Raw genomic sequence first — 15,748 nt, forward strand, 5'->3', positions numbered from 1 at the left:
TCAAAATAAAATAAAAATGAACCTAAAAGTAATTGCTTTCGACGCTGACGACACCTTATTTATCAATGAAACTTATTTTGATGAAACCGAGAAGAAATTCTGTGGTTTGATGGAAGATTATTTGTCACATCAAGGAATTTCCAAAGAATTATTTAAAGTTGAAATTGACAATCTGAAATTATACGGTTATGGAATCAAAGGCTACATTCTCTCGATGATTGAGGCTGCGATGACTATTTCGAATAATACACTTCCTATAGAAATTATTGAAAAAATCATTCAATACGGAAAAGAATTACTGGAAAAACCGATTGTTTTGTTGGAAGGTGTTGAGGAAACTTTAGCCGCTTTACACGGAAAATACAAATTAGTAGTTGCCACCAAAGGCGATTTATTAGACCAACGAAGAAAGTTACACAATTCAGGTTTGGGTCATTATTTTCATCACATCGAAGTCATGTCTGACAAGCAAGAAGTTGATTATACCGACTTGATAAAACGATTAGAAATACAACCTTCGGAATTTTTTATGATTGGCAATTCCTTAAAATCAGATGTCTTGCCTGTTTTAGCTATTGGCGGTCACGCAGTTCATATTCCATTTCATACCACATGGGCACATGAAAAAATTGACCATAAAGTGGAACACGAAAATTTCAGCTCTTTTGAAAAAATAACAGAAGTTTTGAAAATGTTGGAATAATTAAAAAATATTAATAAAAAAACTACTAAACTTACTTATAACTAAGCCATTAAACCTCTTAAAAACATCGTTCATACCAATTCTTTTTTTAATTTAAATTACTCCTTTTTAATAGAAAAAAGTGACTTAACTAAAGTAAATGAGCGTTTATTTATTTATTTAACATTTTTTTAAAAAAATAATTTTTTTCTTATATTTTTGGTAAAACATTGATTTTTAGATTATTATTGCGAAAAAGAAATTTCATTTTTTATAAGATTATTATTAATGTTTACATAATTAACAGTTACGGTTTTTTAATTAAAAATTGTGATGTAAATTTGTACCGAATTTAAAGAATAAAATTATGAAAAAAATCATACTTACGTTAGTTTTTGCCTCTGCAATGACAACTTTGAGTGCTCAAACAGAAAATGTAGAAAGCGCAAGTACAGGAAATGACTTTAACAAATGGTCTATTGAGTTAGCTGGTGGTTTTAATAAGCCAACCCGAAAAATGACGCCAGGATATAGAACGTCAGTAGTAAGCCCATATGTTGCTGATCTTGGAGTTAGATACATGGTTAATAACAAATTTGGTTTTAAAGCTGATTTTGGATACAACAGTTTCACAGAAGGTGATAACTCAGCTGCATTTGATACAAAATATTACAGAGTAGACTTGCAAGGTGTTGCTAACTTAGGAAGAATCATGAGTTTTGAAACTTGGACTAAATCTATTGGTTTATTAGGTCATGCTGGAGTTGGTTTGTCATTTTTAGAAAGAAAAGACCCTACTTATGCAAAAGATAGAATGGGTAACTTGATGGCTGGTATTACAGGTCAAATCAAATTATCTAATAGAGTATCATTAACGGGTGATTTCACAACTATAGTTCATGGTAGACAATTTTATGCTTTTGACGGAGCTAGTTCAGGAAGTTCTAAAGGAATTTCTGGACCTCTTTTCAATGGTACAGTAGGTTTAACAGTTTACCTAGGTAAAAACGAAAAACATGCTGACTGGGTTTTCGATAATGAGGATAAGTTTGATGCAATTGACGCAAGATTCATGGCTATCGAAAATAAAATGTTAGACACGGATAAAGATGGTGTAGCAGATTATTTAGATGAAGAAGCTAATACACCTGCAGGTGCAATGGTTGATACTAAAGGAAGATCAATTGACAAGAACAACAACAAAGTTGCTGATGATACTGAAGCATACATTTTGAAAAACTATGCTGCAAATACTGGTGATGGTTCTGTTGTTTACAACAATGATTTGATCAAAAGTTTAATCAACGGTGGTTATGTTGCAGTTTATTTTGATTACAACAAATCAACACCAACAAATGTTTCTACAGAAGGTACTGATTTCATCTTAACGTACTTAAGAAATAATCCTACTGCTTCAGTTGACATTATTGGTCACGCTGACGAATTAGGAAGATCTGCATACAATGATAAATTATCTGCTGCAAGAGCAAATAATGTAAAAAATACTTTAGTAAAAGCTAATATCGATGCATCAAGACTGAATGTAGTTGCTGCTGGTGAAGATACTTCAGTAGATAAAAATTCTGACGCTGCAAGAAAATTAGTAAGAAGAGTTACTTTTATAGTAAAATAATTCTTTCTCAATAAGTTCAAAAACCCTAAAGGAAATTCTTTTAGGGTTTTTTTTATACATTTTCATACCGCATGAAAATTTTTTTCCCCATGCTTTAAACTAAAGATTATACTGAAACGGATTTAAGATTTAAAAGATTAGCCTTACTTTTGAAGATAAATAAATTCCCCATTTTGAAAACCCTTTTAGATATAGAAAATTGGCCTAGAAAAGAACACTTTCATTTTTTCAGACAATTTGAAGAACCTTTCTTTGGTGCCACAGTTGAAATTGACTGTACAAAAGCTTATGCTATTGCAAAGGATATAAATGTATCCTTTTTCATCTATTATTTACACAAAACCTTGGTTGCCGTTAATGCTACCGAATCGTTTCGCTATAGGATTTCCGATGATAAAATATATGTTTGTGACCAGATTGATGTTTCTGCTACTATTGGCCGAGAGGACGGGAGTTTTGGATTCTCTTTAATCGAATACAATGCAAATTTTGAGATTTTTACCGCAAATGCCTTAGCAGAAATCGATAGAATACAAAACACAACCGGACTTTTTACCCGAACGTTTAATGAAGACAACGTGGTTCACTTTTCGGCGATTCCGTGGTTGGATTTCACTTCATTGTCACACGCTAGAAGCTATACTTTTCCCGACAGTTGTCCAAAAATTTCTTTTGGAAAAATGAAAATTGCAGAAAACGGTAAGAGAACCATGCCATTGTCCATTCATGTGCATCATGGATTAATAGACGGTTTGCATTTAGGTCAATTTGTAGATTTTTTACAAAACATTATGAATCAGTAATTTATGTTTTTTTTTGTAACTTTACTTAAAACATACTGCCATGCTATCAAAAAATATAGAATACGCGCTGAACAATCAGATTCGAATTGAAGCTGAATCATCACAAACCTATCTTTCTATGGCTTCATGGGCAGAAACTCATGGTTTAGAAGGAATTTCAAAATTCATGTATGCACAATCTGATGAAGAAAGAGCACACATGCTAAAACTAATCCGCTACGTAAACGATCGAGGTGGTCATGCTAAAGTAAGTGAATTAAAAGCACCGAAAACTAGCTATGGAACATTTAAGGAAATGTTTGAAGAACTTTATAAACATGAAGTTTTTGTTTCTGATTCAATTAACAAACTAGTTGACGTTTCGTTTTCTGAAAAAGATTATGCCACACACAACTTCTTGCAATGGTATGTAGCCGAACAAATTGAAGAAGAAGCTCAAGCAAAACTTATTTTGGATAAAATAAACTTAATAGGAGACGACAAAGGTGGTTTGTATTTATTTGACAGAGATATGCAACAACTAACTTTAGATACTACATCCAAATAATCAAATATAATCTAGACTACAACTTGATTTTAATTTTTTAGAAATTGAGTAAAAAAAAGAAAAATAAGGATAAAAATAAGGATAAAAAAAAGTTCCTTAAAAATGGATCTGATAAAGAAAACCTGAAGTCCAAGTGTTGTGAAAAATATAAAAAAGGAGAACATAATCGTTGTGAAAACTGTCCTAAATTTGATCTAATCAAAAAAGCAAAATAAACAGTGCCTGCAATAGCATCGGTATTGGTAATCCATAAAAAAACCATCGATGCTAATTCGATGGTTTTTTTGTTTGATCTTCTGACACAGCTTAAAGCATTATAACAGCCTTAAAATGAATACTATATTATTTTCCCAAGAGCAAAACTTCATTAGCAACAATTTCAGTAACATAGCGTTTCTCACCATTTTTGTCGTCATAACTTCTATGGGTTAGCTTTCCTTCGATTCCTATTTCCTTTCCTTTAATCACATATTTTTCAATAATATCAGCCGTTTTCCCCCAAGCGGTAACACGATGCCATTCGGTTTGTTCTACTTTATCCCCGTTTTCTTTATAATAGACATCATTAGTGGCTATGCTTACGGTTGCTAATTTTTTTCCTCCGTCTAAAGTTTTTACTTCTGGATCTTGACCTACTCTTCCGATTAATTGTACTCTGTTTTTCATGGCGTGTAAATTTAAATATTAGTGTATATAATTTATATGTTAAAACGTTCATTCGAATCAACATGGCAAAGATGCGATAGGTTCAAATCTTTATTCGGTTGCTAACTACTTACTTTCGGTTGTAACTATTTGTAAACGTTTGTAAATGGGAAAAATTAGTTACATTTGTTGAAAATCAACTTTTTATGCAAGCCAAAATAAACAAAGTAGAATTACGAAATCTAGCTTTTGATGATTACAAAGAACTTAAAAATTCGATGGTTGAATCCTATCCAGAAATGGTAGGTTCGTACTGGAGAGAACATCACATAGAAAAAATATTGAGCATTTTCCCAGAAGGACAACTCGTGATTTTAGTAGATGGAAAAGTAGTTGGCTCAGCATTATCGCTAATTGTTGATGAAAGTTTAGTGGATAAAAACCATAATTACGCTGACATAACTGGAAAATATACTTTTTCGACTCACAATCCAAAAGGAGATGTTTTATACGGAATAGATGTTTTTATACATCCAAATTACAGAGGACTACGCCTTGGAAGACGTTTATATGATGCCCGAAAAGAGTTGTGTGAGCAACTGAATTTAAAAGCCATCGTTTTTGCCGGAAGAATACCTAATTACGGTCAACATGCTGAAAAACTCACTCCAAAAAATTACATCGAAAAAGTAAAACGAAAAGAGCTACACGACCCCGTTCTTTCTTTTCAATTGAGTAACGATTTCCACGTGATTCGAGTAATGAAAAATTATCTGGAAGGAGACACAGACTCTAAGGAATTTGCTGTTTTATTGGAATGGAATAACATCTATTATGACGAAAGTCCAAAATTAATAAACCTCAAAAAAAGCGTCATCCGCTTGGGATTGGTGCAGTGGCAAATGCGTCAACTGAATAATCTAGAAGCTTTATTTGAACAATGCGAATTTTTTGTAGACGTCGTTTCAGGATATGGAAGTGATTTTGCACTGTTTCCAGAACTGTTTACGGCACCTTTAATGGCGGATTACAATCACTTATCAGAAGCCGATGCGATAAGGGAATTAGCCAAACATACAGAGCCTATTCACAAACGTTTCCAAGAATTAGCTATTTCTTACAACATCAACATCATTACGGGAAGCATGCCGTATTTAGAGAACGGCACGTTATATAATGTTGGTTTTCTTTGCAAAAGAGACGGAACTTCAGAGATGTATGCCAAAATTCACGTTACTCCAAACGAGGTGCAACATTGGGGAATGACTGGCGGATCTCAAATTAAAACATTTGACACCGATTGTGGAAAAATAGGAATCATGATTTGTTACGACGTTGAATTTCCAGAACTTTCAAGATTATTGGCAGATGAAGGAATGAATATTTTATTTGTACCGTTCTTAACTGATACTCAAAATGCCTATACCAGAGTCAAACACTGCGCACAAGCAAGAGCGATAGAAAACGAATGTTATGTAGCTATTGCAGGTTGTGTGGGAAATCTTCCAAAGGTGAACAACATGGACATTCAATATGCACAATCAGCAGTATTTACTCCTTCTGACTTTGCTTTTCCAAGTAACGGAATCAAAGCCGAAGCCACACCAAATACAGAAATGACACTGATTGTAGACGTAGATTTAGATTTACTGAAAGAACTTCACGAACATGGAAGCGTACGAATTCTAAAAGATCGTAGAACTGATTTATACGACATCAAAAAAATAAATCCATGAACAAAACCTGCTTAGAATGTGGAGAAAAGATTGTAGGACGGGAAGACAAAAAATTCTGCAGTGACGGCTGCCGAAATGCCTATAATAATAAAATAAACAAAGACAGTACTAATTTTATGCGCAACATCAACAATAAGTTGCGCAAAAATTACCGCATTCTATCTGAAATTAATATCGACGGAAAGTCCAAAACTACTCGGGCAAAACTCCTGAGCAAAGGCTTTGATTTTGAATTTTTTACGAATATTTTACAAACCAAAACTGGAAATACCTACTATTTCCTATATGACCAAGGCTATATGCTTTTGGACAATGATTTTTATATGCTAGTCAAAAAAGACATTTAAATACCACAACCCCAAACCTATCTAACCAAAAATGAAAAAAGATTATTCCTCAATTTTTGCCAGTTTATTTCTCCTAGGAATTCTAGGATTGATTTACTTTACCATGATGCCACATTGGACTTCAGATGAAGAAGGCTCTCTTTCTGAATTTTCGACCAAAAGAGCTTTAAACCAAGTAGAAGCCATTTCAAAACAACCTCATTATGTTGGTTCCAAAGAACATGAAGTGGTTGCTAATTATCTCGTAAAAGAGCTGAACAAGTTAGGACTGGAAACTTCTGTTCAAGAAGGATATACCTTGAGTGATTGGGGAAATTTAGTACAATCAAAAAACATATTGGCTCGAATAAAAGGAACTTCTAATTCTAAAGCGTTGTTATTGCTTTCCCATTATGACAGCGCACCACATTCTTACTCTAAGGGCGCAAGTGACGCAGGTTCCGGCGTAGCGACGATTCTGGAGAGTGTTCGTGCTTTTTTATATTCCAAAACCCCACATAAAAACGATATCATTATTCTGTTTTCAGATGCGGAAGAATTAGGGTTAAATGGCGCAGCATTATTTGTAACCAAACACCATTGGGCAAAAGAAATAGGTTTGGTGCTTAATTTTGAAGCGCGTGGTTCATCCGGACCTAGCTATATGTTGATGGAAACCAACAAGGGAAATGCAGGATTAGTAAAAGAGTTTGCTGCTGCAAAAGCGACTTTTCCCGTTTCAAATTCCTTGATGTACAGCATTTATAAAATGTTACCAAACGATACTGATTTGACTGTTTTCAGAGAACAAGGAAATATTCAAGGGTATAATTTTGCTTTTATTGATGACCATTTTAATTATCATACTGCTCAGGACGACATCAATCATTTGAACAAAAATACATTAGCACATCAAGGCACGTATTTAATGCCATTGCTGAACTATTTCTCAAATGCCGATTTAAATACGACTCAAGCCAGCGAAGATTACGTCTATTTTACCATTCCATATACATTTATAAGTTATCCTTTCAGCTGGGTTTTACCAATGGTGGTAATCGCATTAGCACTATTTATTTTTCTACTTTTTTTAGGACGAGCCAAGCGCATCTTATCTTTCCGCGAAATTGGAAAAGGATTTATTCCGTTTTTTGGTTCCCTGATTATTACTGGATTAATTACTTTTTTTGGATGGAAAGGATTATTAGCCGTTTACCCGCAATACAATGATTTACTCAACGGATTTACATATAACGGACACGCTTACATTGCAGCATTTGTACTTCTGGCTTTGGCGATAAGCCTAGTGTTTTACAACCGTTTTTCTGCCAAGAAAGTGACTATGAATCATTATGTAGCACCATTATTTATTTGGATTGTGATTAATGGAGGGCTAGCTTTCAGTTTACAAGGAGCTGGATTTTTGATTATTCCGGTCTATTTTGGATTATTTTTATTCGCTGCATTTATTATTACCCAAAAATCCCGCAAAATACTAAGTCTTATTTTTAGCATTCCGGCCTTGATAATCATAGCGCCATTCATACAGATGTTTCCTATTGGTTTGGGATTAAAAGTGTTGTTTGGAAGTGCAATTCTTACCGTTTTGACATTCACATTATTGTTGCCTGTTTTTGGGACTTTCGCCAAAAAAGGAATCTGGTCTTTAGTGTTTTTTGTGCTTGCCATTGGCTTTTTTGTGAAAGCGCATTCTGAATCTGGTTACGAATATGGAAAAGCCAAATCAAACAGCTTATTGTATGTCTATGATGCAGATACGGACAAAGCCAATTGGGTTACGTATGACACCAATCTTGATTCCTGGACCAAAAGCTATTTAGGTGAAAACCCAAAAGACGCATCCATTTTGAACGAAACACCATTGTTCAGCAAATATAATTCTGGTTTTACGTATGCTGCCGAAGCTCCTAAAAAAGACATTCTAAAACCAAGTATAGCGTTTCTTGAAGACAGAATTGTAGGCAATCAAAGGTATTTGAGAATAAAAATTTCCCCGAATCGAAACGTCAACCGCTATGATATTTTTGCCAATGAAAAAATGGCGATTCATAATTTCAAAGCGAATGGCGTGACCACATTAGGCCAGAAAAATTCACTTTACCAACGTAAAGGGAAGAAAATATTGAGTTATTATGTCGTTGGAAACGCACCTTTGGAAATGCAGTTCAGTGTAAATTCCTCAACGGTTTTTGATATGGAATTGATGGAAAGTTCTTTTGATTTAATGACTAATCCTTTATTTGGAATAGCCAAAAGAGAAAATTGGATGATGCCAACACCTTTTGTTTTGAATGATGCGGTAGTAATCAAACAAAAAATAAAACCAACACCAGTTGTGGTTGCAAATGCTTTGGATACAGCTATCAATCCTATGGCTAAAGATAGTTTGAAAGTTGTGAAAGACAGTTTGAAAGTCAAATAATTTAAACACAAAATGACAAAAATTAGTATTCTGGGTTGTGGCTGGTTGGGTTTTCCTTTGGCGAAAGCTTTACTTTCAAAAGGATTTTCAGTAAACGGTTCGACGACTTCGACAGAGAAATTAGCCGTATTGGAAAATGCAGGAATTCAACCTTTTTTAATTGCGCTTTCAGAAAATAAAACGACTGGGAATCTAACTGATTTTCTGGAGAATTCTGAAATTTTAATCATCGATGTTCCGCCAAAACTTCGCGGTTCAGGAACAGAAAATTTTGTTTCGAAGATTAGAAATGTAATTCCGTTTATAGAAAAATCATCAGTCGAAAAAGTGCTTTTCATCAGTTCAACATCGGTCTATAATGATGATGGTGCTTTTGTTACTGAAGAAACAATCCCGAAACCGGATACTGAAGGCGGCAAACAATTACTGGAAACCGAACAGCTTTTGCAAAGCAATATAAACTTCAAAACAACGGTATTGCGTTTTGGCGGCTTAATTGGCGAAGACCGTCATCCGATAAAATTCCTAGCTGGCCGTGAAAATTTAGACAATTCTGATGCACCGATTAATTTAATTCATCAGGAAGATTGTGTGGGTATTATTCTAAAAATCATTGAAAATGATGTGTGGAATGAAACCTTCAATGCGGTCGCTCCATCTCATCCTTCAAGAGAAATGTATTATACTCAGAAAGCACTAGACTTGAATTTGGCTTTGCCAAAATTTAATCATAAAAATCCATCTATAGGAAAAACAATTTTGAGTACTAAAATAGAAACCGTTTTAAATTATACTTTTACACAACCAAATTTATAACGTGAGAACTAAAATTAAAAATGCCGTTTCGTCTAAAGTTAATGCTATTGGATTGCCTATTTTAGCTTTGTGCTGGGTTAGTTTTTTTTGGGGAACTACTTGGATTGCTTCAAAAGAGGGCGTAAAACACATGCCAGCTTTACAGCTCGCTGCCATTAGACAATTCATTGGCGGATTGCTATATATTTCTTTTTTCCTATTCAAAAAAACACCTTGGCCAAAAGGAAAACAATGGAAAACCATTATTATTTTAAGCATCCTTAATTTTGTTTTGAGTAACGGATTAAGCACTTGGGGAGTGAAATACATCAGTAGCGGACTTGGAGCAATCATTGGCGCTATTGTTCCTTTATGGATTGTAATTATTACTTTTTTTAAGGGAGAACGATTGGCTCGATTAACGGTTATTGGTTTAATTATTAGTTTTGGTGGCGTTTGCGTTATCTTTTATGATCATTTGAGTGATTTTATGATTCCTGATTTTAGATTTGGGATTATATTGTCATTAATAGCTACGTTAACTTGGGCATTTGGCTCGTTATATACAAAGAAAAAAGCAGCTAGTTTTAATCCTTATTTTAGTTTGGGACTGCAAATGTTTATATCCAGTATTTTAATTTTTGCGTACAATGGAGCAACGGGAACTTCTGTTAGTTTGAGTGCTATTCCAGCTATTTCGTGGTGGTCTATTGCTTATTTAGTTGTTTTTGGTTCTGTACTTACTTTCATTGCCTTTATCTATGCGCTTCAAAATCTTCCTGCTGAAATAAGCAGTATTTATGCCTATATCAACCCAATTATAGCCGTGATTCTAGGTGCTGTGATTTTTGGTGAAGTCCTCAATGCTGCCATTGCAATAGGCGGTGGCGTTACATTGTTTGGATTGTATCTGGTGAATTATTCGTTGAGGAAAGGCCGGAAAATAGTATAGCAAACTTCTATTTAAAAAATCAAAGTCTTCGCTGTTCAAAGCTATAAATTGTCTTGATTAGTAACCAAATACAACAATTATATTTAGTCGTAGTATATAAATAGTAATGCTTTTACAAAATATCACTAAAAGTGGGTATTTTATTTACATTCTATTTTTTATAGGTTTGTATTTACTTAAGAAGTAATAACTTTTGAATAAAATTATGAAACAAACCACAAACCACAAACCACAAACTAAAAAACTACATTAATAAGTTACTACTCTTATTTGTTGTGGCCTTTACGCTGAGTAATTGCACTCAAGATACTTTAGACAAAGATGAAAACTCTACTATTGAAGCTTCAAAAAATGAAATCTCATTCAAAGAGTTTAAAAACAAAACTGGATTAAAAAATTTTAAAAAAACCATTAGTTTACCAGGAGAATCTCTAAACGACCAAGCAAAAAAAACTGGTCAAAATCATAGCGTTTTAAATGATTTTAATATTGATACTACTTATATTAAACAATGTATAATACAAAATAAAACGACATACACTTTTAAAATTATTCCAAAAATAATTACCAGAAATAGTATTTTTAATCTTGTCGTGTATAATAAGGATGGCGTTTGGGAGACATCAATCATCGAAATGATACCTACAAAACAAAATTTAAAAGACCTTATTACAGGTAATACAAAACAATTTAGAGGTAAAATGAGACTTGTTTATCAGTCAACTCAAAATCAAAAAAACAGCACTAAATTATCAGAAAGAGCGTCAGATATAGGTACCGGCTACACTACCATTTTTGTGACTGGAAATAGGCATTGCACACGTGACGGAGATTGCTTAAGCGGCATCTGTGACAACTGTAATCGCTGTGTAGACTATTACGCTTTTAGAGTACCTGTACAAGGTGAAGCTGTAGAAGCTCTTGTAGAATCTCCAAATTTTGGATCTCAAGGTGGTGGTGGAAATGGCGTTAATTTAACTGATCCTAGCGGTTATGTTATAGACCCTAACTTATTTGATTTAACTGACCCAAGAGCTTATCTTATGCTACAAAAGGCAGAGTACGCTGCAGCATTTTGGGCTGAACTTCCAGATACTTTAAAAACATGGGCAGTTGATAATGTAGATCAATACACTACTATTCTTAATTTATATTTAAATAATGTTACGCCAGAAAATAAAGTTATTGCTATGGAGCAAATCAATTTAAGTTTTCAACAAAACAACATTGATGTTTCATGGGAAGAATATAAAGAAATACATGATTATCTTACCAATAGTTCAGATCCACTAAAAAATGAAATTGTAAAAAACTGGGTTAGTATAAAAAAAGAACTACTATTAAGACCTGCCCTATTACTTAATATCCCTTGCAGTGAAATTCCGAAATGGCAAGAACTAATACAGTTCACACCACCTCAATCAGTAAAAAATAAAATACAATCTCTAGATAATCAATCATTATTTACTGATTACAAAATTCAATATTTAGAACATGCAAAAGGTGCAGCTATAAATTTAGATTATTTTCCGGTTACAATTAACAGTTTACCAACAAACCCAAATACTGGGCAAAAATTCTCACCAAAAGAATTTTTAAATTATGTTCGCTTAAAAATTAATTCTTTTGTAGACACTACCATTTCAAGTTTTAGCCCAACAACATTAAGTACAGGGACTAATGAAACACAATTATGGAACTCTACAAATCCCCTTGGTGCTATCATTCATATTAACATACCCTTACCTGCTGGTGACGGCTCTGTTATATGTTCTGAAACAGACCCTAATCATTGGATTTTTACAACACTTGAAGTCCCTTATTGGCCAGGAAACAACAACAACGACGATGGTATTCATCCTGTGAGTGGAAATAGGGAGTTCGGCTTAATAGAAAATTCAAACGGCACCTTTACTTTCTACACTCGTGGAGTGGATAGAATGACTGATGGGTTTGACTCAACTATTGCTGAAAACGGTAACATATTTTTTGGAAGTCCTTTTGCTAAACCTGATATATTGTGGAATAGTTTAAAGACAAAAATATTTAACTTTGTACAAAATAACGGAGGTAATTCCGTAGCGCCAACAACCTCTCAAAATAAAATTTATAGACCAGATTGGACAAAAGTTCGTCAAGTTTTAAGAGGAGAGGTATCGATAAATAATTTAGGCTGTAATTAGAAATTTGATCATGGAAAAATATATAAATCGTTTAAAAAATACATTTTTAATATTTGGTTGTTTGACTTTGATTTTATTTTTACTGCACGAAAACAAACTACTTGTTCATGATATTAAGGGCTATCTAATGGCATTTGAAACTATATTGTTTTTTATTTTCATAGTTTCACTATATTCATTCTTTATTTTATCAGATATTCAAAAAGACAAATTTATTTATCTGAGTTGGTTCAATTATATTCTACTAATTGCTTCTCTTTTATCTTTTAGCTACTGGGGTATAATCTATCAAGATGCATTAGCGCTTCTTTTTCCGGCTTATTTTGCAATTATGACTATAATTAATTTAATAGTAATGTCAATCGTCTATCTAATCAAAAAAACAGGAGGTCAATATTTTTTTAAAGATTGGATTTTTTTTGTGGGCTTGATCGTTTTTTATATTGCCTATGGTATTATAAACAGGGAAATTAATTCTTAAACAAAGAAAAAGCGGTTTTAAATTTTATTTACAACCGCTATAATTACAACATAAGTATACAGATTTATCAACTTTCGCCTATTGAACAAGTAGCATTCAGTATTATGAAAACAAGCTTTAGGGTTTGTAATGTGACTTAATGGGTCTTTTCTGCAACGATAAAATTTATGTATCACTATTACAGTGCAGAACAATTAGTTCATAAAAAAACCCATTCTTGCGAATGGGTTTTGCTATAAATAGAAGTCAATTACCAGATTCTTACACGCTTTTCAGGTGCAATATACATTCCGTCAGTTGCTTTGATATCGAACGCTTTATAGAACGTATCTATATTTTGCAAAGGAACATAAGCACGATACATTCCTGGAGAATGCGGGTCTGTTTTTACTTGATTTTTCAAGGCTTCATCACGCATTTTTGAACGCCAGATAGTTGACCAAGAAATAAAGAAACGTTGTTCTGGAGTATATCCGTCGATTAATCCCGGATTTCCGTTTTCTTTCAAATACAATTGTAAACCATCATAAGCAGCATTTACACCACCTAAATCTCCAATATTTTCACCCAATGTAAATTTACCATCTACGAAAGTTCCTGGAATTGGTTCCAACGCACTGTACTGAGCAGCAAGTGCTCCAGTCAAAGCTGAGAATTGTTTCAAATCTTCGGCAGTCCACCAGTCTACTAAGTTTCCATCAGCATTGTAACGGGAACCTGAATCGTCAAAACCATGAGATATTTCATGCCCAATAACCCCACCGATTCCACCATAATTTACGGCTTCATCCGCTTGGTAATTGTAAAAAGGCGGTTGCAAAATAGCTGCCGGAAATACAATTTCATTGTTTGATGGATTGTAATACGCGTTTACCGTTTGTGGTGACATTCCCCATCTTTCTTTATCAACAGGCTTTTTCAACTCGGCTAAGTTTTCTTCAAAACGCCATTTTGCCATGTTTTTAGCATTTTCAAAATAGGTTCCACCTTCTTCTGGACTTTTAATCGTCAAGGCTGAATAATCTTTCCATTTGTCAGGATAACCAATTTTAATTCTTGATTTATGCAATTTAGCAAGCGCGCTTACTTTTGTTTCTGCAGACATCCAAGATAAATTATTGATTCTGTTTTCGAAAGCCAAGAAGATGTTTTTAATCATTTTTTCAGCTTTTACTTTGGCTTCAGCCGGAAATTTTTTCTCTACATATAATTTCCCTAAAGCTTCTCCAACTGCTCCATTGATGGTTTGAAGTGCTCTTTCATCACGTGGTCTCTGGCTTACAGCACCCGTTAACGTTCTTCCGTAAAACTCCCAGTTGGCGTTTTCAATTTCAGTTGATAATTGACTAGAAGCTCTGTTCAACAAACTCCAACGCATGTAGGCTTTCCATTCGTCTACTTTGTTTTCTTTCAACATACTTTCTAGCGCCGTCATGTATTTAGGTTGCGATACAATCACGGTATCTACTTTTGTTAGTCCAATTTTTGTGAAATAATTATTCCAATTGATAGACGGAGTTAATTTACTCAATTCAGCCAAAGTCATTGGATTGTATGACTTACGACGGTCTCTACGTTCTACTCTATCCAATCTTGGTTTAGACATTGCAGTTTCAAGAGCTAGTATTTTCTCCGCATTTAGTTTGGCAACAGCCGGTTTATCACCTAGATATTGCAACATTTTAGCAACGTGTAAAACATATTTTGCACGTTTCTCTTTAGAATCGGCATCATCAGAAACATAATAATCTCTATCTGGCAAACCTACGCCACCTGGACCTAAATTAATCACGTTTCTACTACTGTTCTTTGCATCTGTTCCTACACCAGCACCCATAAATCCGATGCCACCAAAAGGTTCCATTTCAATTAATAATGCTTCTAAATCTTTAGCGTTTTTAACTGCGTCAATTTTCTTAAGATACGGTTTCAAAGGAGCAATACCCATCTTATTTCTTCCTACAGTATCTAAAATAGATTTGTATAAATTAATGGCTTTCCCTTGGTCTGTATTCGATTTGTAGCTTGGATTGGTAGTGGCTTCTTTTAAAATTGCCAATGCATCTGCATCTGTTCTTTGACGCAATTCGTCAAAACTACCCCAACGAGTTCTGTCTCCTGGAATTTCCGTATTGTCCAACCAAGTTCCATTCACATAACGAAAGAAATCGTTACTTGGTTTCACGTTTTTATCCATGTAATTCACATTGATTCCCGGTTCTTTAGCTGCCGGAGCATTCTGAGCTTGACTCACCGCAAAACCCATGATTGCGGGAATCACAAAAAGCAATTGCTTATTGCTGGTTTTTTTCATTTTTTTTAGTTTTTTAGTTATCTTAACAAAGCTATTAATAAATAATTTGATTTTTAGTTAAAATCTATTATTTACTAATACATGTTTTTTGACTCCAAAATTTATAAAAGGTTTAATCAAAAAAGACATTAATTTTACATCCTTTATTTCTAAGGAAATCTACCTAAAATAAGATTGTGTTAATTTGAATTAAAAATAAAACTCGTTT

Annotated in this window: 13 protein-coding genes; 11 read left to right on the forward strand and 2 right to left on the reverse strand. The window is 33.8% G+C overall.

The annotated features are described in order from the left end of the window. Positions 1-16: 16 nt before the first annotated feature. From V5J73_RS14195 to V5J73_RS14210, 4 genes are all read left to right on the forward strand, one after another. Positions 17-703: an HAD family hydrolase gene (locus V5J73_RS14195; RefSeq protein WP_338646632.1), complete on the forward strand. Its 687-nt coding sequence runs from the start codon at positions 17-19 to the stop codon at positions 701-703. Between the two features lie 346 nt (positions 704-1,049). Continuing rightward, positions 1,050-2,315, forward strand: a complete 1,266-nt coding sequence (locus V5J73_RS14200) for an OmpA family protein (protein WP_338646633.1) — start codon at positions 1,050-1,052, stop codon at positions 2,313-2,315. A gap of 173 nt (positions 2,316-2,488) precedes the next feature. Continuing rightward, positions 2,489-3,118, forward strand: a complete 630-nt coding sequence (locus tag V5J73_RS14205) for a chloramphenicol acetyltransferase (protein ID WP_338646634.1) — start codon at positions 2,489-2,491, stop codon at positions 3,116-3,118. A gap of 40 nt (positions 3,119-3,158) precedes the next feature. Further along, entirely contained in the window at positions 3,159-3,665 is a 507-nt protein-coding gene (locus tag V5J73_RS14210; protein ID WP_338646636.1) for a ferritin, read from the forward strand. Between the two features lie 342 nt (positions 3,666-4,007). Here V5J73_RS14210 and V5J73_RS14215 read toward each other — a convergent pair whose 3' ends face one another. After that, a complete protein-coding gene (locus V5J73_RS14215) occupies positions 4,008-4,331 on the reverse strand; it encodes a single-stranded DNA-binding protein (RefSeq protein ID WP_338646637.1) in 324 nt (107 codons plus the stop codon). A 185-nt stretch (positions 4,332-4,516) separates the two neighbouring features. Here V5J73_RS14215 and V5J73_RS14220 point away from each other — a divergent pair, with 185 nt between their 5' ends. The 7 genes from V5J73_RS14220 to V5J73_RS14250 all read left to right on the forward strand — a co-directional run bounded on the left by V5J73_RS14220 (position 4,517) and on the right by V5J73_RS14250 (position 13,226). Further along, positions 4,517-6,046: a bifunctional GNAT family N-acetyltransferase/carbon-nitrogen hydrolase family protein gene (locus tag V5J73_RS14220; RefSeq protein ID WP_338646638.1), complete on the forward strand. Its 1,530-nt coding sequence runs from the start codon at positions 4,517-4,519 to the stop codon at positions 6,044-6,046. Continuing rightward, positions 6,043-6,393 carry a hypothetical protein gene (locus tag V5J73_RS14225; protein WP_338646639.1) on the forward strand — a complete coding sequence of 117 codons (351 nt, stop codon included), beginning with the start codon at positions 6,043-6,045 and terminating at the stop codon, positions 6,391-6,393. Before V5J73_RS14220 ends, V5J73_RS14225 begins: the two co-directional genes overlap by 4 nt. 103 nt (positions 6,394-6,496) lie before the next feature. Beyond that, positions 6,497-8,815, forward strand: coding sequence for a M28 family peptidase (locus V5J73_RS14230; RefSeq protein ID WP_338648627.1), 2,319 nt, complete (start codon positions 6,497-6,499; stop codon positions 8,813-8,815). A gap of 12 nt (positions 8,816-8,827) precedes the next feature. After that, on the forward strand, positions 8,828-9,631 hold the full coding sequence (locus V5J73_RS14235) for an SDR family oxidoreductase (RefSeq protein WP_338646640.1): 804 nt from the start codon (positions 8,828-8,830) through the stop codon (positions 9,629-9,631). A gap of 1 nt (position 9,632) precedes the next feature. Further along, positions 9,633-10,562 carry a DMT family transporter gene (locus V5J73_RS14240; protein WP_338646641.1) on the forward strand — a complete coding sequence of 310 codons (930 nt, stop codon included), beginning with the start codon at positions 9,633-9,635 and terminating at the stop codon, positions 10,560-10,562. 275 nt (positions 10,563-10,837) lie between these two features. Then, a complete protein-coding gene (locus V5J73_RS14245; protein ID WP_338646642.1) occupies positions 10,838-12,745 on the forward strand; it encodes a hypothetical protein in 1,908 nt (635 codons plus the stop codon). 10 nt (positions 12,746-12,755) lie between these two features. Continuing rightward, entirely contained in the window at positions 12,756-13,226 is a 471-nt protein-coding gene (locus tag V5J73_RS14250) for a hypothetical protein (RefSeq protein WP_338646643.1), read from the forward strand. A gap of 250 nt (positions 13,227-13,476) precedes the next feature. Here V5J73_RS14250 and V5J73_RS14255 read toward each other — a convergent pair whose 3' ends face one another. Next, positions 13,477-15,540 (reverse strand): M13 family metallopeptidase, encoded by a 2,064-nt coding sequence (locus tag V5J73_RS14255; protein ID WP_338646645.1) that lies wholly within the window; start codon positions 15,538-15,540, stop codon positions 13,477-13,479. Positions 15,541-15,748 lie beyond the last annotated feature (208 nt).

Origin of the sequence: Flavobacterium sp. KS-LB2, assembly GCF_036895565.1 — a bacterium.
Lineage (GTDB): Bacteria > Bacteroidota > Bacteroidia > Flavobacteriales > Flavobacteriaceae > Flavobacterium.